A 23,861-nucleotide genomic window follows, 5' to 3' on the forward strand; every position below is an offset into this window, starting at 1 on the left:
ATCGTGGACGAATGTCCCAATAGGACGCTCGCTTCATGCGGATTCGCGGCCTTTGTCCCATCGATTCGGCGCCTAAATTTGCGACCTTGGAGAGTTACGCCCACATACGAGCCCTAACTCTCCAAGGTTCCGAATATCCGGCCGTCGCGGCTGGGGCGGCGACAGTTGAGACGGTCAAAGGTCATGAAACGGGGCGTTTGGCCATCCGATCGAGGCTGGTCGGGGGCTGGTCGGCTAGCGGTTGAGCAGGGTGCGCATGCCGGCGACGTACGTGTGGCGGTCGGGGTAGCCGGTGAGCATGTTCTGCAGGGCGAAGCCGGGGATCATGCCGTAGATCGCGCTGGTCACCGCGTCGATGTCGGTGGTGGCGGGTAGCTCACCGCTCTCCACGGCGTGGGCCACCAGTCGTCGCACGCTGGTCCGCAGCTCCTCGAACGTGTTCCGCACGATTCCGCCGATCGTCGGGTCCAGGGTCGCCTCGCCCCACACCTGCAGGGCGATCCGGAGGTTTCCGTCCGGGCCCATCTGGCGGTCGATGCCCTCCAGGATCAGCTCCACCGACTCGCCGAGGGGCAGGTGCCGGTCGGCGACGGCGTCGATGTGCCGGCCGAACTCGCTGGCCACGCGGGCCGCGATGGCGGTGATGATGTCGTTCTTCGATTTGAAGTAGCGGTAGACCGCGCCGATCGACAGCCCAGCCTCCTTGATCAGGTCCTGCATCGACGTGTTGTGCAGGCCCTTGCTCAAGAAGCAGGTGCGGGCGGCGGCGAGGATCTGCTCGCGGCGGGCGTTGAGGTGGTCCTCCGAGACTCGTGGCACGACGCACAGTATAAAACGAACGCTCGTTCTTGATTCGATCTCGGCTCCGGGTGCATGCTGAGGAAATAAAAGAACGAACATTCGTTTTAGGAGGAGATCATGCGCCGCAGTGCTCTCCGTCTGGGCGTTCTCATCGCGATCGTGGTGGTCGCGGCTCAGGCTTTGCTGATTCCCTTGTTCGCCGCGCCGGCTGCGAAGCTGGCGGCGCGCGATCTGCCGATCGCGGTCGCCGGGCCGCCGCAACTGGTGGCCGGGTTGAACGTGGCGCACCCGGGCGCATTCGACATCACGACGGTGGCCGACCCGGCCGCGGCCGACGCCGCGATCCGGGACCGGGACGTGTACGGCGCCGTCGTCGTCACCGCTGCCGGGCCGGAAGTGCACGTCGCCTCGGCCGCGAGCCCGACCGTGGCCATGTTGCTCACCCAGGCCGCCGCGGCCCTCAACGTCGCGCCGACGGGTGGCGGTGCACCCGCCGGCGCGGCCACCGGTCCAGCGGCGGGGACGACTCCCGATGCGGCGACCGGTCCGGCGGCGGGGACGACTCCCGATGCGGCGACCGGTCCGGCGGCGGGGACGACTCCCGGCGCGGCCACCGGTCCAGCGGCCGGTGCTACTCCCGGCGCGGCCGCCGGCCTGGCGGCCAACGCGACTCCCGGTGCGGCCACCGCCCCTGCCGCCGGTGCGGTCGTTCCGGTGCGTGACGTCGTGCCGGTGGATTCGGACGATGCTCGGGGTGCCGGGTTCGGGGCCGCGTTCCTGCCGCTGGCCATCACCAGCCTGCTCGCCGGGGTGCTCGTCTTCCTGCTGGTGCGGCGCCGGGGCGCTCGGGCGATCGCGCTGGTCACGTTCGGTGTCCTGGCCGGACTCGCGGGGGCCGCGGTGCAACAGGCCTGGCTCGGGATTCTGCCCGGCGACTACCTCGCGGTTGCCAGCGTGCTCGGCCTGTTCGCGCTTGCCATGGCCGGGACCACGGCCGGGCTCGGTGCGCTGCTCGGGCGGGGTGGGCTGGCCCTCGGGGCGGTCGTGCTGTTCCTGGTCGGCAACGCGCTGCCGGGCATCGCGGCGGCTCCCGAGCTGCTGCCTCAGCCGTGGGGTGCGGTCGGTCAGTGGCTGCCGATCGGCGCCGGTGGGACACTGCTTCGCTCGGTCGCTTACTTCGACGGCAACGGTGCCCTGTTCGCGGGGACGGTGCTCTCGGCGTACGCAATCGGGGGTTTGGTCCTGGTCGTGCTGGGCCGGCACGGAGTGAGCCGGACGCGGCCCGAGCTCGCCAAGGCGCCGGAGAGCCCGTCGGAGCTGGTCACGGCCTCCTGAGATAGTGAGGGCATGGTCCTCACTCGGCGATGGGCGGTCTTCCTGACGGTGGTCGGAGTGTGGAGCTGGGTCATCTGGCCCCGCTTCGCGCTCGCCATCGTGCAGGACGACCATTCGTTCTCCGGCGGCGCGCCCACCGCCTTCTTCTGGGTGCACGCCTTCCTGATCGTGACGTCGCTGGCCTTCGGTACGGTGCTGGGTGTCCTCGGCGTCCGGGCCTGGCGGGCAAGTCTGCGCGCGACGCGGACAAGCCCGCGCAAGACGCGGCAAACCGAAGAATTCGTGGCTGTCGAACGCTCCGCGCCGCAGGATTAACGGCATGTTACGGCTCAAATCGCGCTTACTTCGGCCTATACCGACCTTCGGCCCTTAGCGATTGCGGCTGCATAACGGTGCGCCAACAGTCCGGCTCAAACTTCGGTTGCGGCTCTGGCCTGCGGCTACGCTCCCCGCGTGAAGACTCACCGGCAGATGTCGGTGCGCGTTGGAAGGAGGGCGTCTTGCGCCCAGTACGTGGGAAGCGAATCGTTGCGATTCTTGCAGCGGGCGGGATGGCTCTCGCCGCCGCCGCTTGTGGCGACGCCCCTGACTCGACCCCGAGCGGCAGCGGAGGAGCGAGCGCTGCCGCCGCGTATCAGGCCTGTATGGTCACCGATACCGGTGGCATCGATGACAAGTCGTTCAACGCCTCGGCGTGGGCCGGCATCCAGGCCGCCAAGGGCCAGGCCAGCAACGTCGATCCGAAATACGTCGCGTCGACCTCCGAGGCCGACTACGAGCCGAACCTGCGCGGCTTCGTGACGAAGAAGTGCAACTTCATCCTCTCGGTCGGCGGCCTCATGGGCGACGCCACCAAGAAGGTCGCGTCGGAGAACACCAGCTCACAGTTCGCCATCGTGGACAGCGCGATTGCGGGCGCGAGCAACGTCTACCCGATGCAGTTCGCCACCCACCAGGCCGCGTTCCTCGCCGGATACCTGGCCGCGGGCTACTCGAAGTCGGGCAAGGTGGCGACGTTCGGCGGTCTGAAGATCCCGCCGGTCACCATCTTCATGGACGGCTTCGCCGACGGCGTCGCGCAGTACAACAAGGTGAAGAGCAAGAACGTCCAGGTGCTGGGCTGGGACAAGGCCAAGCAGAACGGCTCGTTCACCGAGGACTTCGCCAACCCGGCCAAGGGCAAGGCGCTGGCCAGCACCTTCACCGCGCAGGGCGCCGACGTGATCATGCCGGTCGCCGGCGGCACCGGCCTGGGCGCCGCCGAGGTCGCCAAGGCCTCCAGCGGCAAGGTCTCGATCATCTGGGTCGACCAGGACGGTTGCGTCAGCACCCCACAGGACTGTGACGTCTTCCTGACCACGGTGGTCAAGAACATCAAGGACGCGGTCGACAAGGCGGTCGTGTCCGGTGCCACCGGTCAGCCGCTCGCGGCCACCCCGGGCTACCTGGGCACGCTGGAGAACAACGGTGTCTCGCTGGCGCCGTACCACGACTTCGACAGCAAGGTCGACCCGGCGCTGAAGGCCGAGGTCGACAAGCTCAAGACCGACATCACATCGGGAGCCATCAAGGTCGAGTCGGCCAGCGCGCCTCAGTGATCCTTGACTAGGTAACATTCGGCCGCCGCACGGTTGCGAGTTTGGTTCGCGACCGGGCGGCGGTTCGACATATCCATCGGGGGCAGAAGGGCAGGAGATTCCGCTGAGACTCGAACTGCGCGGCATCACCAAACGCTTCGGCGACCTGGTGGCCAACGATCACATCGACATCACCGTCGAACCGGGCGAGGTGCACGCCCTGCTCGGCGAGAACGGTGCCGGCAAGTCCACCCTGATGAACCAGCTCTACGGCCTGCTTCAGCCGGACGAGGGCGAGATCCTGGTGGACGGCGAGGTCCGCACGTTCCGCAGCCCGCGGGACGCGATCGCGGCCGGCATCGGCATGGTCCACCAGCACTTCATGCTGGTCCCGGTGTTCACCGTCGCGGAGAACATCGCGCTCGGCGCCGAGGAGACCCGCGGCGGTCCGCTGGGCTGGCTGGACCGGCGGCGCAACCGCCGCGACGTGCTGGAGACCTCCACCAAGTACGGCTTACCGATCGACCCGGACGCGCTGGTGGAGAACCTCCCGGTCGGCGCACAGCAACGGGTCGAGATCGTCAAGGCCCTCACCCGCGAAGTCGACCTGCTCATCCTCGACGAGCCGACCGCGGTGCTCACCCCCCAGGAGACCGACGAGCTGCTGCGGGTGCTGCGCGCTCTGGCCGAGACCGGCAAGTCGATCGTCTTCATCACCCACAAACTTCGCGAGGTCAAGGCCATCGCCGACCGGATCACCGTGATCCGCCGCGGGCGTACGGTCGGCACCGCCACCCCGGATACGTCCGAGGACGAACTGGCCGCGCTCATGGTCGGCCGCGACGTCAGCCTCGAGGTCACCAAAAAGCCGGCCACGCCCGCGCACGAGGTGCTCAAGGTGACCGGCCTGGTCGTCGACGACGACCGTGGGGTGCGCGCCGTCGACGGGGTCGACCTGGTGGTCCGCTCCGGCGAGGTGCTGGGCATCGCCGGCGTGCAGGGCAACGGGCAGACCGAGCTCGTCGAGGCGATCATGGGGTTACGCGAGATCCGCGCCGGCCGCATGGAGCTCGAAGGCCAGAACCTGACCGGCATGAGCACCAAGAAGATCCTGCGGGCCGGCGTCGGGTACGTGCCCGAGGACCGCAGCCTCGACGGCGTGGTCCGCGAGTTCTCGGTCGCCGAGAACCTGGTGCTCGACATGTACGACAGTGCGCCGTACGGCAACGCCTGGCGCCTCGACCCGAAGGCGATCGGATCCTCGGCCGCCCAGCGGGTCGAGCAGTTCGACATCCGTACCGGGTCCACCGACTCCGCGGTGAGCACGCTGTCCGGCGGCAACCAGCAGAAGGTCGTGGTGGCCCGGGAGATGTCGCGCCCGCTGCGCCTGCTCATCGCCTCGCAGCCCACCCGCGGCGTGGACGTCGGCTCGATCGAGTTCATCCACAACCAGGTCGTGCACGAGCGCGACATCGGCACCGCGGTCCTGGTGGTCTCCAGCGAGCTCGAAGAGATCTACAGCCTGGCCGACCGCATCGCGGTGATGTACCGCGGGCGGATCCTGGCCATCGTCGCGCCGGACACCCCGAGCGAGGAGATCGGCCTGCTGATGGCGGGCGTGACCGGCACCGCCGGGGAGGACGAGAAGTGACCACCGAAGAAGTCGAGGCGCCCCCCGCGCCGGAGAAGAAGCCGGACTCCTTCGTCACGCTCTTCCTGCGCAACCTCTGGTCCGCCAACACGGTCACCGTGACCATCCTGTCGATCTTCCTGGCGCTGGTCATCGGCGCGGTGCTGATCGTCGTCTCGGACTCCGAGGTGCTGTCCCAGTTCGGTTACTTCACGTCAAGGCCCGGCGACGCGCTGAACTCCAGCTGGGCTTTGATCAGCCACGCCTACGCCGACCTGTTCAAGGGCGCGATCTTCGACCCGGCCTCGGTGCAGGCCTGGATCAACGGCACCGGGACGTGGCAGGCGGCGTTCAACCCGATCTCCGAGACACTGACGTACGCGGCGCCGCTGGTCTTCACCGGCCTGTCCGTGGCGATCGCCTTCCGTGGCGGCCTGTTCAACATCGGCGGCCAGGGTCAGTCGATCATCGGGGCGATCTGCGGTGGCGTGGCCGGCTTCGCGATCTCCCTGCCGGTCGGGCTGCACCTGATCGTGGCGATCGTCGCCGGGGCCGTCGGCGGCGCGCTCTGGGGCTTCCTGCCCGGCTTCCTCAAGGCCCGCACCGGCGCCCACGAGGTCATCACCACGATCATGCTGAACTACGTGGCCCTGCTGTTCCTGAGCTGGCTGATCCTGCAGAGCGGCATCCAGGATCCGAACCGCACCGACGCGATCAGCAAGACCATCGGGCACAACGCGCAGCTGCCGGCGCTGCCCGCCCCGCTGCGGGTGCACCTCGGCATCGTGCTCGCCGTGCTGGCCACCGCCGGGGTCGCCTGGATCATCAACCGGTCGTCGTTCGGCTTCGAGCTGCGCGCGGTCGGCGTGAACCCGCCCGCCGCCAAGACCGCCGGCATGAGCGTCGCCAAGACGTACACCCTGTTGATGGTCGTGGCGGGTGCGCTGGCCGGTCTCGGCGGCGCGACCCAGGTACTGGGCACCGCGGACCGGCTCACCGCGCAGGTCGCCGGCCAGATCGGATTCAACGGCCTGCTGGTCGCCCTGCTCGGCCGGAACCGGCCGTGGGGCACGCTGTTCGCCGCGATCCTGTATGGCGCGCTCAGCGCCGGCGGCAACCTGATGCAGGTGGACGTCGGTGTCTCGCTCGAACTCGTCACGGTCCTGCAGGCCCTCATCGTCATCTTCATCGCCGCCCCCGCCCTGGTGAAGGCGATCTTCCAGCTCCGCGCCGCCCGTTCCGCACGGCTCGGCGCCTCGATGGCGAAGGGCTGGTGATCCACGTGTCGACCGCGACCGCGGAGGACCTGACCGAGGTCAGCGCCCCGGAACGCTTCTGGAACCGCCCCCGGCGCCTCGGTGCCGGCGTGGTGATCATCGGACTGCTGGCGATCTGCCTGTTCGGTCCGCTCGCCTCCTCGAAGACCGCGAGGTTCACGCTGAGCGAGGACAGCGGCGGCGCCGCCCTGTCCATCAACGGCGACGTCGGGGCGTACCTGTTCGGTGCGATCACCGTCGTGCTGGGCGTGCTGATGCTCGCCGGTGTCGCCAAGCGCTGGCACACGGCGTTCCTGGTGATCGGGATCGTGACCTTCGTGTTCTCGTTCCTGTGCTGGCAGGTGGCGGGCAACTTCCTGCCGGTGGTCTCGATCGCGGACGGAACCTTCGACTTCGCGCTGCCGCTGATCCTGGGCGCGCTCGCCGGGGTGCTGGGCGAGCGTTCCGGTGTGGTCAACGTGGCGATCGAGGGCCAGTTCCTGATGGGGGCCTTCGCCGCCGCGCTGGTCGGCACGCTGGCCACCAGCGTCTGGGCCGGGCTGATCGGCGCGGTCCTCGGCGGGGTGCTGATCGCCGCCCTGCTCGCCGTGCTGGCCATCCGCTTCCTGGTCGACCAGGTCGTCGTCGGCATCGTGCTGAACCTGCTGGCGCTGGGCATCACCGGCTTCCTGTACGAGCGGCTCATGCAGCCCGACTCGGCGAAGTACAACCAGCCGCCGCACATGCCGACGTGGAGCATCCCCGGCCTGTCGAACATCCCGGTGATCGGGCCGGTGCTGTTCCGCGCCACGCTGCTGCTGTGGATCGCGTTGATCCTGGTCTTCGTCATCCACTTCGCGTTGCGGCGCACCCGCTGGGGCCTGCGCACCCGCGCGGTGGGTGAGCACCCGACCGCGGCCGACACGGTCGGTGTGCGGGTCCGCGGGCTGCGCTACACGAACGTGCTGATCGGCGGCGCCATCGCGGGCGCCGGCGGCGCGTACTTCACGCTGATGGCGACCAGCGCGTTCAACAAGAACATGACCGGCGGCGCGGGCTTCATCGCGCTGGCCGCGCTGATCTTCGGCCGGTGGACGCCGTTCGGGGCGCTGGGCGCGGCGCTGTTCTTCGGGTTCACCCAGCAGCTCGCGTACTACCTGAGCGCGGGCGTGGGCTCCTCGGTGCCGAACCAGTTCCTGAACATGCTGCCGTACCTGGCGACGATCGTGGCGGTGGCCGGTCTGGTGGGCCGCGTGCGCGCCCCGGCGGCCGACGGTGTCCCGTACACCAAGAGCTGACCAGTCAGGCAGAATCGGCGGCATGGAGATCGACTGGAGTGGCTTGCGGGCCTCGGCGATCGAGGCCATGTCGCACGCCTACGCGCCGTACTCCGACTTTCCGGTCGGGGTCGCGGGGCTGGTGGACGACGGCCGGGTGATCGTCGGCTGCAATGTGGAGAACGCATCGTACGGGGTCACGCTGTGCGCCGAGTGCGGGCTGGTCAGCTCGCTGCACGCGACCGGCGGCGGGCGGCTCGTGGCCGTCTCCTGTGTGGACGCCAACGGCAACCCGCTGATGCCGTGCGGGCGGTGCCGTCAGCTGCTCTGGGAGAACGGCGGGCCGGAATGCCTGGTCGAGGCGCTGCCCCGGCCGCTGAAGATGTCCGAGCTGCTGCCGCACGCGTTCGGGTTCGACGACCTGGAACGCGTCACCGGGTCGGCGGCCGGCCACGAGGTGCCCAGCGACCTGGCCAAATGGCGGGGGCGCGGCACGGTCTTCGTGCACCCGGACCTGTCCGGCGGCGAGACGGTCTGGACGGCGTACTGGGAGCGCTCGGGCGGCGCGACCGACGACGCCGAGAAGGGCGTGCTCGAAGAGGGACCGAACTTCCCCACCACCGCGCAGGCGGTGTCCTGGGGCCTTGTCCGTACGCCACGGATCGTGGTGGTCGACGCCGACGGCGGCCTGAGCTGGGCCGGCGAGTCTGAGCCGCCGGACGGCATTCCCGAGAGGTGGCAAAATGAGTGAGTTCGCGGCCGTGGACGTGATCCGGGCCAAGCGGGACGGGCGTCGGCTGAGTGACGCGCAGATCGACTGGGTGGTCGACGCGTACACCCGGGGGATGGTCGCCGACGAGCAGATGTCGGCGCTGGCCATGGCGATCCTGCTGCGCGGCATGGACCCCGGCGAGATCGCCCGGTGGACCGCCGCGATGATCGCCAGCGGGGAGCGGCTGGACCTGTCGTCGGTCACCCGGCCGACCGCGGACAAGCACTCCACCGGCGGCGTCGGCGACAAGATCACGCTGCCGCTGACCCCGCTCGTGGCCGCCTGCGGTGCCGCGGTGCCGCAGTTATCCGGCCGGGGGCTCGGCCACACCGGAGGCACGCTCGACAAGCTCGAATCCATTCCGGGCTGGCGGCCCACGCTGAGCAACGACGCCTTCCTGCGACAGTTGCAGGATGTAGGGGCGGTCATCTGCGCGGCCGGTGCGGGCCTGGCCCCGGCCGACCGCAAGTTATACGCCCTGCGCGACGTCACCGGCACGGTCGAGGCCATCCCGCTGATCGCCAGCTCGATCATGAGCAAGAAGATCGCCGAAGGCACCGGCGCGCTGGTCCTGGACGTGAAGGTGGGCGCCGGGGCGTTCATGAAGGAGCTGGACGCCGCGCGCGAACTTGCCTCGACGATGGTGCGGCTCGGCAAGGACAGCGGGGTCGAGACGGTCGCGCTGCTCACCGACATGAACACGCCGCTGGGGTTCGCGGTCGGGAACGCTGTCGAGGTGGCCGAGTCGCTGGAGGTGCTGGCCGGGGGCGGGCCCGCCGACGTGGTCGAGCTGACCCTGGCGTTAGCCCGGGAGATGCTGGCCGCGGCCCGGATCGATGCCGACCCGGCTCAGGTGCTGGCGTCCGGGGCCGCGATGGACTCGTGGCGGCGGATGATCCGGGCGCAGGGCGGCGATCCGGACGCGACGTTACCGGCGGCCGCGGAGACCGAGGTGCTGCGCGCTTCCGGCGCCGGCGTGGTGACGGAGGTCGAGGCGTACGGGATCGGGGTCGCGGCCTGGCGTCTCGGCGCCGGCCGGGCGCGCAAGGAAGATCCGGTGAGCTTCGGCGCCGGCGTGCAGTTGAAGGTCAAGCCGGGGGACCGGGTGAACGCCGGGGACGTGCTGCTTGAGCTGCGAACCGACGACGCGAGCCGGATTCCGGCGGCGCTGGCGGAGGCCTCGGCGGCCGTCGTCATTGGTGAGAAGGGTCCCACCCCTACAAAGCTTGTGCTGGACCGCATAGCCTGACGCACCATGACGAAGGCCGCACCCGACCCGCGCGCGGTCCGCGAGGCAAGTCTCGACGAGCTGGAGCGGCTCGGCCTGCCCGTGCCGCCGCCCGCGTTCCCGCTGATCTGGGAGCCCGGCGACACGATCGACCTGCGGACCACCGCGGAGATCGAGGCGCGGGCCGCGGTGCTGCACGTCGTGGTGGCGCGATGCTTCGGCATGCCCACCGAGGTCGCGATGAGCTGGCTACTGGGGTCTCATCTGGTGGAATTCGTCACACCGCCGGAGTGGCAGTTCGTGATCGGGGCGAAGGGCGATCACCGATCGTTCGTGCTGCACCATGACGCGGTGTTCGCACTCGCCTGGCTGCTCGGGCTGGCGCGGCATCTGGATCCGACCGCGCCGCCCGAGGAACGCCTGATGTCGCAGATGCCGGATCTGCCGTCGGGGGAGTCGTTCAACAGTTGGCGGTCGCGGTCGCTGATGTCACCGCGGGATCCGATCGAGGCGGCCGTCCTGCTTGATCTCTACTACTGCCTGGACTGGGCGTTCCAGGAGCTGGAGCAGAACGGGATGCCGTTACCCGGGGAGATCGACGGGAACGCGATCGGGCAGCGGCGGTGGGCGCTGGAGTGGGCGGTGATCTTCCAGGGGCCGTTCCACGAGAAGCCGGCCGAGTGGGAAGAGGTCGATCTCTCGATCTAGCTGTGCGGCGGCGTTGCCGCGTTGCCGCATCAGCGGTACAGCGTCAGCTCGACCGCCGCCGTCACCGTGACGTCCTTGTCCGGAAATTTCGGCATATGTCGTGCGCTGGGAGTCATGCCGATCAGCGTGTGGGCCTCGGCGGCGGTGAGCTTGAGCTCGCGTCGCAGCGTGTGGGTGCTCCCGGCGGTGAAATGATCGCCGAGAGCCTGGGAGACTTTTCCCGATTTATCAGGATCCACCCCGATCATCCCGTACGCCTCCACGAGCTCGACGAGATGATCGGCAGCCGGCGTCACGACGAGCAGAATCCCGCCCGGCCGGAGCACGCGACGGAACTCCTCGCCGTTACGGGGCGCGAAGACGTTCAGGATCACCGAGGCCGCCCCGGAAGCCACCGGCAGCGGCCCCCACAGGTCCGCCAGCACCGCCGCGGCCCGCGGGTGGACCCGGGCCGCCCGCCGCAGCGCCGGCTTCGACACGTCCATTCCCAGGCCGGTCGTCGCGGGCAGCGCGTCCAGCACCCGGGCCAGATAGTCGCCGGTGCCGGTCCCGGCGTCGAGCACCAGGCCGTCGCCCGCGCTCGAGCGGGCCAGCGCCTCGGCGATGAAGTCGTAGTGGCCGGCGGCCAGAAATGCCGCGCGGTCCGCGACCATCTCGGCGGTGTCGCCCACGTGCGGCATCCGGCCGGCGGTCAGATCCGCGTACCCCTGCCTGGCCATGTCGAAGCTGTGGCCGCGCGGGCACCGCAGGCTCCGATCGGTGCGGGAAAGCGATTCACGGCACACCGGGCACCTCAGGTACGGCAATGCGCCGTCGATCATTCAACTCCTGCCTTTACCCTCGTTTGATGGCCGCCATCGCACAATCCGACATCGTCCAGGCCCCGAAGGCGCTGCTCCACGACCACCTGGACGGTGGCCTGCGCCCCGCGACCATCATCGAGCTCGCCGACGCCGTCGGTCATCAGCTTCCCGCCGGTGAGCCGGCTGCGCTGGGTGACTGGTTCGTCGCGGCGGCCGATTCCGGCTCGCTGGAACGGTACCTGGAGACCTTCGCGCACACCGTCGCCGTCATGCAGACCGTCGAGGGCCTGCACCGGGTGGCCAGGGAGTGCGCGCTCGACCTGGCCGCCGACGGCGTCGTGTATGCCGAGGTGCGCTACGCCCCCGAGCAGCACCTGGAGCGCGGCCTCACCCTGGACCAGGTGGTCGACGCGGTGAACGCGGGCTTCGTCGAGGGCAGCGCCGAGGCGGCCGCCGCCGGCAACCCGATCCGGATCGGGGTGCTGCTGACCGCCATGCGGCACGCGGCCCGCTCGCAGGAGATCGCCGAGCTGTCCGTGCGCTACCGCGACGCGGGTGTGGTCGGCTTCGACATCGCCGGGGCGGAGGCGGGCTTCCCGCCCACCCGGCACCTGGACGCGTTCGAGTACCTGCAGCGTGAGAACTTCCACTTCACCATCCACGCCGGCGAGGCCTTCGGGCTGCCGTCGATCTGGCAGGCCATCCAGTGGTGCGGCGCGGACCGGCTGGGTCATGGCGTACGGCTGGTGGACGACATCACAGGTTCGCCCAGCGGCGGTGACACGGTGCTGGGCCGGCTCGCCGCCTACGTACGCGACAAGCGGATCCCGCTCGAGCTCTGTCCATCGTCCAATGTGCAGACCGGCGCCGCGCGCTCGATCGCCGAGCACCCCATCGGACTGCTGCACGATCTTCGCTTCCGGGTGACGGTGAACACCGACAACCGCCTGATGAGCGGCACGTCCATGTCGCGGGAGATGGCTTTGCTGTCCGAAGCGTTCGGCTGGGGCTGGGCCGAGTTGCAGTGGTTGACGATCAATGCGATGAAGTCCGCGTTCATTCCTTATGACGAGCGGCTTGCGATCATCACGGAAGTGATCAAACCGGCGTACGCAAAGTTGCTTGGTTGACCCTCCGGCGCGCACCAATGACGATTCGTCGGCGCCGATCGTCCTTTCGGTCAGAATGGTCACTACAAACAATGCAAAATCGGGCATCTCACGTTGCCGATGAACGAGGACCGCGCCATCGTCTGTCCTGCCGCGATCCATTACGATCGGGCGCGATCGGACGGCGTCACCCCCGCGCCGAGTCGATTGGCGTGAGTGACGCTGAGAGACGTAAAGCTATACAGGCAGTCAAAAAGAGCCGGTGATGTTCCACTTCGGCGGGCCAAAGTCCCGTCACACAACCGGTCCGTGTCAGCCTGGTCTTTCTCTTTGACACTCGTCGTGATGGAATCTCGGGGGCCCGACGCGGCAGTCGGTCGCGTGCGGGGCCCGGCGAGCCGAATGCCGGGCTCGAATCAGGAGGACGGTGACGTGAGCAAGCGCCCCACGACGGCGACCGGCGTCATGTCGCGTCTCCGTCGGCCGGCCGATCGGCTGCGAGACCTGCCGATCTGGTCGAAGCTCGGCTTGATCATGTTGGTACCGACCCTGGCGACGATCATCGTCGGCGTCAGCGGTCTGGTGGACCACATCAACGAAGCCAGCAACGCGGAGCGCGCCCGCACCCTTTCGGTGCTGTCGCAAGCTGCCGGTGGTCTGGTCGACCACTTGCAGAACGAACGAGCCTACGGCGTCATGATCGTCACTAACGACGACGACAGCCACAAGCCGATTCACGACGCCGCATTGAAGGCGTACCAGGACGAGAACGTCCAGGTCGACGCCGCCAAGCTGGCGTACTCGCAGCAGAAATCGGGCCTGGAGAACGTGCCCGAGAAGGTCGGCACGCTGCTCCTGCGTCTCGACCGCAACCTCGAGGACCTACCGGCGAAACGCAGTCAGATCGCCAAGGGTGGGTTGGACGAGGCCACCGTCGACGACACGTACTCGAAGCTCATCGACGACCTCCTCGCGGTACGGGACGCGTCGGCGCAGCTGGCCGACGACCCGTCGCTGAGCGACCACATGCGGGCGGTCGCCGCGGTGGCCCAGGCGAAGGAGTACATCGCCGAGCAGCGCGACGTCGGTCACCTCATCCTCAAAGAGGGTGACTTCAACAACGACATGCGCCGTCGGTTCCTGGTCACCGAGACGGGCTTCGAGCTGGCGGGCACCACACTGCACACGGTCGGTACGGATGCCGAGATCCGCCTCTTCGACGGGATCTCGCTCACCCCGGACGCCCGCGCGGCAACGAACCTGACCACCCCGCTGAAGAACCTGGCGGGTCCGAACACCCACAACATCCCGTTCAACACGCAGGCGTGGGAAACGGCGATGCGGGGCTACAACACGCAGTTCCGCTCGGTCGAGGTCAAGATGGACGCGGACGACGTGGCGCAGGCCACGCAGCTCCGCAACGACGTGAACCGGCGAGTCTTCATCGAGACCAGCGTGCTGCTCGGCATGCTCCTGCTGGCCATCCTGTTCGCCTGGTTGGTCGCCCGGTCGATGGCCCGCTCGCTGCGCGAACTGCGCCAGGGTGCGCTTTCGGTCGCCCAGTACGGCCTGCCGCACGCGGTGAGCCGGCTGCGTGACCCGGCCCTGTCCACGTCGCTCACCCCGGCCCAGGTCGCCGACCAGATCGCCGAACCCCTACCGGTGCGAAGCCGGGACGAGTTCGGGCAGGTGACCGAGGCGTTCAACGCGGTTCACCTCGAGGCGGTCCGCACCGCGGCCGAACAGGCCGCACTCCGTGCCTCCGTCGCGACGATGTTCGTCAACCTCGCCCGTCGTTCCCAGATCCTGGTCGACCGTCTCATCGGTCACCTGGACCGTCTGGAGCGCGGCGAGGAAGACCCGGACCGTCTGGCCGAGCTCTTCCAGCTCGACCACCTGGCCACCCGAATGCGGCGTAACGACGAGAACCTCCTGGTCCTCGCCGGTGCCGACTCGACCCGCGTGCAGCGCGAGCCGGCCGCCCTGATCGACGTGCTCCGCGCCGCGCAGTCCGAGGTCGAGCACTACACCCGCATCGAGTTCGGCACGATCGACCGGGAGATCGAGGTGGCGGCGCACGCCGTCAACGACATGGTCCACCTGGTCGCCGAGCTCTTCGACAACGCGACGGCGTTCTCCCCGCCGAACTCGACGGTCATCGTCGAGGCCCGGCGGATGGGCGACAGCGCGGTGCTGTCGGTCGAGGACCGCGGTATCGGCATCAGCCGTGAGCAGTTGCGCGACCTCAACGAGCGACTGGCCAACCCGCCCATGGTGGACGTGGCCGTCTCCCGGATGATGGGCCTGGTCGTGGTCGCCCGGCTGGCGAACCGGCACGGCGTCAAGGTCGAGCTCCGCCCGGCCGACACCGAACGCGGTACCGTCGCCGAGGTGTCACTGCCGGTGTCCGTCCTGCTCACCGGCGCCCTCACGGGTCCGGGGCAGCCGGGCCTCAACGGCAACGGCATGCCCGCGATGCAGGGCGGCCGGCCCGGGTTCCCCGAGCCGCTCGCCCTGGAAAGCGGCAACGGCGGTGGTGGCTACCCGGGTGGTCGCCCCTTCGACCCGAACCCGCCGATGCCGTCCGGTGGCATGCTCGGCACGAACGGCCGGTCGGTGCCCGCGTGGTCCGATCTCACCGGCGCGCCGTCGTCGAACGGTTTCGGTGGCTCGAACGGTTTCGGCGGTTCGAACGGCAACGGCAATGGGAACGGCAACGGCAACGGCTTCTACGGCCCACGCAGCAACGAGGCGATCCCGCCGCTGCCGTCCGGCCCGATGTCGCCCGCGCCGCAGGGCTTCGCCGGCCCGGACGGGCTGCCGCATCGCAACGGCGGCGAGGAGAACAACGGGTTCGGTGCCACGATCCCGCGCCAGCTCCCGTCCAACCCGGAGAGCCAGGGCCGTGGCCCGGCGATCCCGCCGGTCTCGGCGCCGCCGGTCCCGTCCAGCCCGCCGTACAGCGGCCGCCCGATCTCGACGCCGCCCGGCGCCGAGCCGCCGGCCGCCGCCACTCCGGCACCCCCGGCCTGGCCGCCGGTCGCCGCGGAACGCGACCAGAACGGGACGCCACACGTCCCGGAGAGTCTCGCCGCAGCGCTGGACATGACGGCCGAGCTGCCGCGATACCGGCCCGAGCGCAACGACCAGCGTCCGCAGGTCGAGCGCCCGACCAACCCGCAGACCGCGCCGATCCCGTCATCGGCACCGCCGGTGTCCGGGACGCCGATGTCCGGGATGCCCGCCTCGGTCAACCCGCAGGTGGAGGCCCAGCGGGCCGCTGCGGCGGCGCGGGCGGCACACGAGCTGGCCGCGCACCAGGCGGCCGAGGCGCAGGCCACCGCGGCGGCACAGATCGCCGCCGCTCAGGCCGCCGCCCGGCAGCGCGACAACCAGGGCCAGTTCGCGGACGAGACGATGGAGCTGCCGATCTTCCGGGAGCTCGAGTCGGCGTGGTTCACCACCGGCCACCCGGCTGACCAGAAGCCGTCGAACGGCACCGCCGAGGAAGGCGTGACCGCGCAGCGGATCCCCACCGGGGAACCGATCCGCTCGGTCGGCGTTCCGCAGCAGGCGGTCTCGCCCGAGTCGCGCGACCTGAATCCGGCTACAGTGGGTGCCGGCGTGTCGAACGGTGTAGCGGCGGCAAACGGCACCAATGGCTCGAGCCCGTGGCAGACGGCTGCGGATGAGGGCTGGCAGGCGGCCCAGGCGGCTGCCGACAAGCCGGTCGACACCACTACCACGGCGGGTCTGCCCAAGCGCACTCCGATGGCGCAGCTCGTCCCCGGTGGTGTTGACCGGGGCGGTAATTCCGTCCAGCGCCGTACCCCCGAGGGTGTTCGCGGTCTGTTGTCCGCATACCACCGGGGTGTGCAGCGCGGTCGCGGCTCGGATCAATCGACCAACCCGGAGGGCACTCCGGGAGGGCAGCAGTCCTCGCAGGCTGGCAAGGAGCATGAGGCATGACATCAACGCAGGATCTTGGTTGGCTCTTGGCCAACTTCGCCGACCGCGTTCCCGGAGTCGCACATGCGATCGCGGTCTCCGCGGACGGTCTTCTCCTGGCAGCTTCGCGGGATCTGCCGCGTGACCGCGCCGACCAGCTGGCGGCTATCGCCTCCGGCCTGGTCAGCCTGACCCAGGGTGCCGCACGGTGCTTCGAGGGTGGCGCGGTGCTGCAGACGGTCGTCGAGATGGACAATGGATTCCTATTCCTGATGTCCATCTCGGACGGTTCGTCGTTCGCGGTCCTCGCCGCACGGAGCTGTGACGTCGGGCAGGTGGGCTACGAGATGGCTCTCCTGGTGGACCGTGTCGGTGAGGCGCTGACCCCCGCCCCGCGTTCCGCGGCCGGGGTCCTCGGCTGAACGGGCAGTTAGCCGGCTCGACCGGCTGCTGTCCAACGCATTGACAAAACAGACACTTCTATGGGTTCGAGGAAGGGGTGAGCGGTGACGATGCCCGAACGCGATGAGCCGACCGGCGCGCTGGTCAGGCCGTACGCCGTAACCCGCGGTCGGACCCGGCCGAAGCTTGAGATAGCGCTGGAAGCGCTGGTCGAGACAACTGTGCGCGGCCGATCGGGCATCCGCGGCGGACAGGGTGGAAGCGAGCATCAGTACATCGCGGCGATGTGTGACGGCGGCCGAGTGCAGTCGCTCGCGGAAATCGCCGCACGCATGCAACTGCCGCTCGGTGTGGCACGTGTGATCGTCGCCGACATGGCCTCCGATGGCCTTGTCGCGGTGTACGAGCCCACCTCGCTGGAAGACGAGACCGACGCGGTAGGCACGGAACTGCTGGAAAGGGTGCTGAGTGGACTTCGCAGGCTCTGACATGTCGCAACGTCCCGCTGCGGGACGCGTGACATCGGCGAAGATTGTCATCGCCGGTGGGTTCGGCGTCGGTAAGACGACGCTGGTCGGATCGGTCTCGGAGATCACCCCGCTGACCACCGAGGCCATCATGACCTCGGCTGGTGTGGGTGTCGACGACAACCGTCAGGTGCCGGGGAAGATGACGACCACCGTCGCCATGGACTTCGGCCGGATCAGCATCGACCGTGATCTCATCCTGTACCTGTTCGGTACCCCCGGCCAGACGCGTTTCTGGTTCATGTGGGACGAACTGGTGCGGGGCGCCATCGGCGCAGTGGTCATGGTCGACACGCGTCGCCTCGCCGATTGCTTCGCTGCCATTGACTTCTTTGAACATCGCCGCCTCCCATACCTGGTGGCGATCAACTGCTTCGACGGCATGCAGTATCACAATGTCCAGGACGTCCGGGACGCTCTCGCGATCTCGACCGACGTCCCGGTGGTGAGCTGCGACGCCCGCAACCGTGAGTCGACGAAAAACGTCCTCATCTCGCTTGTCGAGTATGTGCTGACGATGCGTCGCTCGCGTGCGGTAGCGCCCGCCTGACGATCGGTTGAAGCCCCGCTCCGCCGTGCCGGAGCGGGGCTGAGCTAGCCGCGCTCGATCGCGCGTGCGCCGCTGAAAGTTGATGAGTTCAGGCTGCGGCCGACGACGGCTTCGCCGGCGGCGCCCGCAGCCTGAACTCATCAACGCGGCAACGCGCTCCTCGCTGAATTGTCGTTACGTGGAAACGGCCGGGAGCGTTGCTCCCGGCCGTTCTTTACATGGCCGCCCGTGTCACCCGGCGGCCGGTAGGCTCAGCGGCCCCCGCCGTAGCCGGCGCCGCTGTTGCGGAAGTCGTCGGCCGGCTGGCCGTCGCGCGTGAAGTCCCAGCCGCCCGCTGCCTCACGGCCCGGGCGGCCGCCCATCGCGAAGCCGCCGATCTCCTGACCCCGCCGCCAGCCGCGGAAGTAACCCGTGGTGTGGGCGGCGATGCTGGCGGCGTCACGAACGATGCGTAGCGGCCGCTCGTCGCGCATCGGGGCGCCGGGCACCAGGTTGGCCTGGGGCACCCGCTTCGGCAGCCCTGCGGCCGTCTCAGACGCCACCTCGGGGGTGGACGCCTTCTCCGCCGCCCGCCAGCCGCTGTCGTTCGGGTTGGCCCACTCCAGGTTGGTCGGCGCGTCGTCGGTGTGGCCGGTGAACCAGGCCGAGCGGGCCGCCGCGAAGATGAGCAGGTCGCCGTCGCTGCTGTCGGCCGGGACCGGCGGCGTGACGCTGCGTTCCAGCGCGGTGATCGTGGTGCCGGTGGGGGCCGGGGCGCTACCGCCTCGCCGGGCGCCGTTGCGGCGGCCGCCGCGCTCCTCGCCCTCGATCAGACGCAGTGCCGGCGGGTCGCTCACCGGCGGCAGGTCGGTCACCGTGGCGTCGAGGTTGGCGGCCAGCTGCGACTCGACCAGGCGCAGCGCGGGCGGCTCCTTCGGCATGTCCTGCCACGGCGGCTTCACCCGGCCGTCGGTGGGCGGCGAGCTCGTCGACGCGGCGGGCAGGTCGTCGCCGGCGCTGTTGAGCAGCGGCCAGTTCGCCCGGGAGCCGGGCTCGGCGGTCTCCGCCGGGCGCTGGGCCGGCATCGGCAGCGAGAAGTCCGTGGGGCTGCTCGGGTCCCCGGTGGACGGCGGCCGGGCCGGGGTGGACGGCCGCGGCGGGATCACCGTGCGCTGGCGCTCGGCGCGAGCGTTGTTGATCGCCGCGTTGGTGAGCGTGGCGCGGAACGGCTGACCGCTGTCGGCCGGGGTGAGCGGGCCGGCCGGGGACGCCGGCGCGGCGGGCGGGGCCGAGGTGGGCGTCATCCGCGCGGCCGGCGCCGACGTCGGCGCCGGGGCGGGCCGTGAACCGGGTGTGATCGGTGTCATGCCCGGCGGGGGCGGCGGCACCGACACCGGGCGGTTGCCCGGTGCGGGCGCGCGGTTCGGGAAGGCGGCCGCGGCGGCCGGGACCACCGGCGGCGGCGCGACCGGACGCGGCGCCGTGGGCGGTGGCGCGATCGGGTCGGGCGCCGCGGGCGGCGTGTTGAGCGGGTGCGGCGTCACCGGGCCGGCACCGGCCGTGGACGGCTCGGTGCGGCCGCGGCGGCCGAACGACTGGATGGGGGTGGGCTCGGCGCTCTTGCGGGCGGCACGACGGCCCACACCGGACGTCGACGGCGTGCTGCGGCTCGCGATCGTGCTGATCAGCGACGCACAGGCCGCGTCGCTGGCGCGGACCGCGGCGATCGCCTGCCGGACCGTCTCGGCCGCGGCCGGAGCCAGCGACTTGTTGACGCCGCCGCGGCGCGGCGACTCGCTGATCGCGACGTGCAGCGCGGTGACCGCGGCGATCAACTCGTCCTCGGTGCCGGCGCCGGCCCGGATCAGCTCGGTCGCCACGTCCTCGGCGACGCGCTCGGACGAGCCGCCGTGCGAGGTCAGCCGGCCCGGTTCGGGCAGCGCGTCCAGCACGGCCAGCGCCAGCGGGTGCGCGGGGTCGGGATAGGCCCGCAGGGCGGCGGGGTAGAGCTCGCGCAGCGTCTCGCGCAGCGCGGTGGCGGCCGCGTGCCGGCCACTGAGCAGGGCCACGTGCGCGGCCAGGACCGGCTTGTAGCTCACCAGCTCACGCGGGACCGGCAGGTTGACCGCGCCGAGGGCGCCGGCCTGCAACGCGCGAGCCAGGCCGACCGCGCGACGGGCGGCCGGCGGGGCCTGCATCTCTTCGACGGAGTCGTCGTCGGCGAAGCGCTCGGCGAAGTCGTCGGTGGTGTCGTCGTCGGCCACCACCAGCGGGCGGCCGGCGGCGGTGAGCAACGAGGTGACTAGGTGGTCGTCGCTGTCGGCGGCCACCGCGGCGTCAGTGAACCCACTCGTCCGTTCCACGAGCAGCGAGCCGAACGCGGCATAACCAGCCGGATCGTCGCTGATCTCATGGACGCCGAGCAGCCGGCCTGCGTCGTCCACCACGGCGATGGTCAGTTGGGCGGCCGAGGCCGCACGCACCGATTCATCAGCCGACGCCAGACCGCAGTACACGCGCACGAGCGCCACGGCGTCGTCCTCCTCCCCGGGACTGCTGTATTAAGCCAAGCAATGATGGTCCCTGCTGAGGGGTCAGTCGCGCCAGTCCACAACGGCAGAGATCTTGCCAATTACCGAACGCCAGCCGAGGCTCGCCTGCTGTGCCCCGATCTTCTTCAACTTCCGGCGCCCGAAGAACCCGCCCATACCACCGCTTTCCGCGGACCTCAGGGACTCGTCCAGGTCATCGAGGGGCGAGCCCGCGTTCAGGGCCAGGATCACCGGCTTGAGCCGGAGTGCGTAACCCAGGTCCCGGGCGACCTCGCCCGCGGCGATGAGGAGCGGCAGGTCCCATGTGTCATGCCCGCCGCGCAGGTTCTCCACCACGAGGTCCAGCTCGTAGCGGTCGTCCGGCTGCGGGTCGATGTCGGTCGACTGTACCCGGTCGGCCACGGTGGCCCAGGAGTCGAGTTGTGCGAGGTCGTGCGGAGCACCCGAACGAATGAAGGAGACCAGCGACTCGGGTGTCTTGAACGCCAGCAGCTTGCCCTTGTGGCTGAGGAACATCGGCACCTCCTCGTCGGCCGCCGGATCTTCCTCCTCCTCGTCCTTTTCGTCCTCGAAGTCGGCCGGGTCGGGCTCGTCGGCGTCCGCCGTCTTCCCGTCCTTATCGGCCTCACCCTGCTCGAGCAGCGCCTGGAACTCCTCGTCGACGATGACCTCTTCCTCGTCGTCGTGGCGCGCGCCGCCCTTGCGGGCGTCGAACGGGTCTTCCTCCTCGGCCTCGATCTCCGTCGGCGTCAACTCGGAGGCCTTCCGATACGCACGCAGCGTCAGCCCGACGCCACCGGGGAGTGCGATCTCCACGGGCGCGATGCGAACCTCTTCCCACAGCGCGGGCCCGGAGAGCCCGGATGCGGACTGCTCGGGCGCGGACGCCTCGGGCTCGTCGGACTGGCTGGTCACGGTGACCTCCGGGTTGATTCTGCCTGCGAAAACGATGAGTCTGACGACACACCCTAGTGGGCGAGCCTGGTCAGAAACCTTTCGGGTGCCAGACCGTCTTGGTCTCCAGAAGCGCGGTCATCGGCCGTACCCCGGGGTCGGCGGTGAAGTCCGGCACACCGGCCGCCGGGCGGATCACCCGCTTGAGTGTCCCCGAGGCGGAACGCTCCAGGTCGGTGGCCAGATCGGTGTCGTCGAGGCCGGTCAGGTCGAGGGCGTTGACGTCGTCGTGCGAGGCCAGCCAGGGTGCGACCTCCGCGGAGTGTCCGGTCAGCACGTTCACCACGCCGGCCGGGACGTCGGAGGTGGCGAGGGCCTCGGCGAGCGTGATGGCGATCTGGGCGGCGGGTGTGATGACCACCACGGTGTTGCCGGTGACGATCGCCGGCGCGATCACGCTGGCGAGGCCGAGCAGCGAGGCCGGCGCGGTCACCGCGACGACGCCGGTCGGCTCCGGCGCGGAGAGGTTGAAGAACGGCCCGGCCACCGGGTTCGCGTTGCCGGCGACCTGCGCGATCTTGTCGGACCAGCCCGCGTACCAGACCCAGCGGTCGATGGTGGCGTCCAGCTCGGCGGTGCTCACCCCGAGCGCTTCGAACTCGGCCCGGCGGGCCTCGATCATCTCGGCGATGCGATAGAGGACCTGACCCCGGTTGTACGCGGTGGCGCCCGCCCACTTGGACTGGGCCTTACGAGCCGCCACCACCGCGTCGCGGGCGTCTTTGCGGGACGCGAGGGCCGCGTTGTCGCCGTCCACCAGATACGTCCGTCCTGATTCGCTGCGCGGGAACGCGCCGCCGATGTACAACTTGTACGTTTTGCGCACGGTCAGGCGTCCGGCCGGAACCGCGGCCGGCTCGTCCGGTTCCTGAGCCGGCTTCGCGGGCGGTGGCGGCGCCGGCACGTCGGCGGCCAGCACCGACCCCGGAGCGGCGGCGGCCCGGGCCCGCTTCGCGGCTTTCTTGGCAGGCCGGACTGACGCGTCCGCCTCCGGCTCGTCGGCCACGACCGAGGTGGCCACCGGCTTCGCTGACTTAGGCAAGGTAGGCCTCCAGGCCGTGCCGGCCGCCCTCGCGGCCGTAACCCGACTCCTTGTAGCCGCCGAACGGCGAGGCCGGGTCGAACTTGTTGAACGTGTTGGCCCAGACCACGCCGGCGCGCAGCTGGTCGGCGACGGCCAGGATCCGGGAGCCCTTCTCGGTCCAGATGCCGGCGGACAGCCCGTACGGCGTGTTGTTGGCCTTTTCCACAGCCTCGGCCGGGGTCCGGAAGGTGAGCACCGACAGCACCGGCCCGAAGATCTCCTCGCGGGCGATCCGGTGCGCCTGGGTCACGCCCGTGAAGATCGTCGGGGCGAACCAGAAGCCGCGGTCCGGCAGTTCGCACGGCGCCGACCAGCGGTCCGCGCCCTCGGACTCGCCGATTTGGGACAACTCGGTGATTCGGGCGAGCTGGGCTTCCGAGTTGATCGCGCCGATGTCGGTGTTCTTGTCGAGCGGGTCGCCGAGGCGGATCGTGGCCATCCGGCGCTTGAGCGAGGCCAGCAGCTCCTCGGCGATCGACTCCTGGACCAGCAGCCGCGACCCGGCGCAGCACACATGGCCCTGGTTGAAGAAGATCCCGTTCACGATGCCCTCGACGGCCTGGTCGATCGGCGCGTCGTCGAAGACGATGTTCGCCGCTTTGCCGCCCAGCTCCAGCGTAACCCGCTTGCCGGTGCCCGCCACCGAGCGCGCGATCTGCCGGCCGACCTCGGTCGAGCCGGTGAAGGCGACCTTGTCCACGTCCGGGTGTTCCACCAGGTAGCGGCCGGTGTCGCCGGCGCCGGTCACGATGTTGACCACGCCCGGGGGTAACTCGGCCTGGCGGCAGATCTCGGCGAAGAACAGCGCCGAGAGCGGGGTGGTCTCGGCCGGCTTGAGCACCACGGTGTTGCCGGTGGCCAGCGCGGGCGCGATCTTCCAGGCCAGCATCAGCATCGGGAAGTTCCACGGGATGACCTGGCCGGCGACGCCGAGCGGGCGCGGGTCGGACCCGAAGCCCGCGTACTTCAGCTTGTCCGCCCAGCCGGCGTAGTAGAAGAAGTGCGCGGCGACCAGCGGCAGGTCGAAGTCGCGCGTCTCCTTGATCGGCTTGCCGTTGTCCAGCGACTCGAGGACGGCCAGCTCACGCGCGCGCTCCTGGATGATCCGGGCGATCCGGAACAGGTATTTCGCGCGTTCCGAGCCGGGCAGCGCGGACCAGGACTCGAAGGCGCGGCGGGCGGCGGCCACGGCCCGGTCGATGTCCTGCGGGCCGGCCAGGGCGATCTCGGAGAGTGCCTCCTCGTTCGCCGGGTTGATCGTCTTGAAGGTGCCCTTGCCCTCGGCGAACTCGCCGTCGATGAACAGGCCGTAGGACGGCGCTATGTCGACGATCGAGCGGTTTTCCGGGGCGGGTGCGTACTCAAACAT

20 protein-coding genes are annotated in these 23,861 nt (G+C 69.9%); 14 read left to right on the top strand and 6 right to left on the bottom strand.

Features of this window, described 5'->3' with window-relative positions; translation table 11 throughout:
- Nucleotides 1-234: 234 nt before the first annotated feature.
- Nucleotides 235-819 (bottom strand): TetR/AcrR family transcriptional regulator, encoded by a 585-nt coding sequence (locus HH310_RS03885; RefSeq protein WP_312033812.1) that lies wholly within the window; start codon nucleotides 817-819, stop codon nucleotides 235-237.
- A gap of 99 nt (nucleotides 820-918) precedes the next feature.
- Between HH310_RS03885 and HH310_RS03890 the strand changes: the two genes are divergently transcribed.
- The 9 genes from HH310_RS03890 (at nucleotide 919) to HH310_RS03930 (ending at nucleotide 10,584) form a co-directional block, all read left to right on the top strand.
- The gene (locus HH310_RS03890) at nucleotides 919-2,136 is read left to right on the top strand and encodes a hypothetical protein (protein WP_211191705.1); all 1,218 of its coding nucleotides are present in this window, start codon (nucleotides 919-921) and stop codon (nucleotides 2,134-2,136) included.
- Nucleotides 2,137-2,148: 12 nt separating this feature from the next.
- Nucleotides 2,149-2,451: an SCO4848 family membrane protein gene (locus HH310_RS03895; protein ID WP_169173985.1), complete on the top strand. Its 303-nt coding sequence runs from the start codon at nucleotides 2,149-2,151 to the stop codon at nucleotides 2,449-2,451.
- Between the two features lie 236 nt (nucleotides 2,452-2,687).
- The gene (locus tag HH310_RS03900) at nucleotides 2,688-3,734 is read left to right on the top strand and encodes a BMP family protein (protein ID WP_169173986.1); all 1,047 of its coding nucleotides are present in this window, start codon (nucleotides 2,688-2,690) and stop codon (nucleotides 3,732-3,734) included.
- 148 nt (nucleotides 3,735-3,882) lie between these two features.
- Complete coding sequence (locus HH310_RS03905; RefSeq protein ID WP_312033813.1) at nucleotides 3,883-5,364, top strand: ABC transporter ATP-binding protein; 1,482 nt, start codon at nucleotides 3,883-3,885, stop codon at nucleotides 5,362-5,364.
- On the top strand, nucleotides 5,361-6,620 hold the full coding sequence (locus tag HH310_RS03910) for an ABC transporter permease (protein ID WP_169173987.1): 1,260 nt from the start codon (nucleotides 5,361-5,363) through the stop codon (nucleotides 6,618-6,620). The genes HH310_RS03905 and HH310_RS03910 overlap by 4 nt, the downstream gene beginning before the upstream one ends.
- Before the next feature lie 5 nt (nucleotides 6,621-6,625).
- Nucleotides 6,626-7,897, top strand: a complete 1,272-nt coding sequence (locus tag HH310_RS03915; RefSeq protein WP_169173988.1) for an ABC transporter permease — start codon at nucleotides 6,626-6,628, stop codon at nucleotides 7,895-7,897.
- Nucleotides 7,898-7,919: 22 nt separating this feature from the next.
- Nucleotides 7,920-8,627, top strand: coding sequence for a cytidine deaminase (locus tag HH310_RS03920; RefSeq protein ID WP_169173989.1), 708 nt, complete (start codon nucleotides 7,920-7,922; stop codon nucleotides 8,625-8,627).
- Nucleotides 8,620-9,897, top strand: coding sequence for a thymidine phosphorylase (locus tag HH310_RS03925; protein ID WP_169173990.1), 1,278 nt, complete (start codon nucleotides 8,620-8,622; stop codon nucleotides 9,895-9,897). Before HH310_RS03920 ends, HH310_RS03925 begins: the two co-directional genes overlap by 8 nt.
- Nucleotides 9,898-9,903: 6 nt before the next feature.
- Nucleotides 9,904-10,584: a DUF4272 domain-containing protein gene (locus HH310_RS03930; protein ID WP_169173991.1), complete on the top strand. Its 681-nt coding sequence runs from the start codon at nucleotides 9,904-9,906 to the stop codon at nucleotides 10,582-10,584.
- Nucleotides 10,585-10,613: 29 nt separating this feature from the next.
- Here the strand turns inward: HH310_RS03930 and HH310_RS03935 are convergent, their stop codons facing one another.
- Nucleotides 10,614-11,405: a putative RNA methyltransferase gene (locus tag HH310_RS03935; protein ID WP_211191706.1), complete on the bottom strand. Its 792-nt coding sequence runs from the start codon at nucleotides 11,403-11,405 to the stop codon at nucleotides 10,614-10,616.
- Nucleotides 11,406-11,431: 26 nt separating this feature from the next.
- Here HH310_RS03935 and HH310_RS03940 point away from each other — a divergent pair, with 26 nt between their 5' ends.
- From HH310_RS03940 to HH310_RS03960, 5 genes are all read left to right on the top strand, one after another.
- Nucleotides 11,432-12,517: an adenosine deaminase gene (locus HH310_RS03940; protein ID WP_169173993.1), complete on the top strand. Its 1,086-nt coding sequence runs from the start codon at nucleotides 11,432-11,434 to the stop codon at nucleotides 12,515-12,517.
- 411 nt (nucleotides 12,518-12,928) lie between these two features.
- The gene (locus HH310_RS03945; protein ID WP_169173994.1) at nucleotides 12,929-16,465 is read left to right on the top strand and encodes a sensor histidine kinase; all 3,537 of its coding nucleotides are present in this window, start codon (nucleotides 12,929-12,931) and stop codon (nucleotides 16,463-16,465) included.
- Nucleotides 16,462-16,866, top strand: coding sequence for a roadblock/LC7 domain-containing protein (locus tag HH310_RS03950; protein ID WP_014447580.1), 405 nt, complete (start codon nucleotides 16,462-16,464; stop codon nucleotides 16,864-16,866). The genes HH310_RS03945 and HH310_RS03950 overlap by 4 nt, the downstream gene beginning before the upstream one ends.
- A 90-nt stretch (nucleotides 16,867-16,956) precedes the next feature.
- A complete protein-coding gene (locus HH310_RS03955; RefSeq protein WP_169174333.1) occupies nucleotides 16,957-17,334 on the top strand; it encodes a DUF742 domain-containing protein in 378 nt (125 codons plus the stop codon).
- Nucleotide 17,335: 1 nt separating this feature from the next.
- Nucleotides 17,336-17,923 carry an ATP/GTP-binding protein gene (locus HH310_RS03960; protein WP_169174332.1) on the top strand — a complete coding sequence of 196 codons (588 nt, stop codon included), beginning with the start codon at nucleotides 17,336-17,338 and terminating at the stop codon, nucleotides 17,921-17,923.
- 251 nt (nucleotides 17,924-18,174) lie between these two features.
- Here HH310_RS03960 and HH310_RS03965 read toward each other — a convergent pair whose 3' ends face one another.
- From HH310_RS03965 to HH310_RS03980, 4 genes are all read right to left on the bottom strand, one after another.
- On the bottom strand, nucleotides 18,175-20,433 hold the full coding sequence (locus HH310_RS03965; RefSeq protein WP_169173995.1) for a transposase: 2,259 nt from the start codon (nucleotides 20,431-20,433) through the stop codon (nucleotides 18,175-18,177).
- 63 nt (nucleotides 20,434-20,496) lie between these two features.
- Nucleotides 20,497-21,369 (bottom strand): DNA primase, encoded by an 873-nt coding sequence (locus HH310_RS03970; RefSeq protein WP_312033815.1) that lies wholly within the window; start codon nucleotides 21,367-21,369, stop codon nucleotides 20,497-20,499.
- A gap of 70 nt (nucleotides 21,370-21,439) precedes the next feature.
- Nucleotides 21,440-22,240: an aldehyde dehydrogenase family protein gene (locus HH310_RS03975; protein WP_211191771.1), complete on the bottom strand. Its 801-nt coding sequence runs from the start codon at nucleotides 22,238-22,240 to the stop codon at nucleotides 21,440-21,442.
- Between the two features lie 202 nt (nucleotides 22,241-22,442).
- A complete protein-coding gene (locus HH310_RS03980; protein WP_169173996.1) occupies nucleotides 22,443-23,861 on the bottom strand; it encodes an aldehyde dehydrogenase family protein in 1,419 nt (472 codons plus the stop codon).

The organism is Actinoplanes sp. TBRC 11911 (assembly GCF_012933445.1).
GTDB lineage: Bacteria > Actinomycetota > Actinomycetes > Mycobacteriales > Micromonosporaceae > Actinoplanes.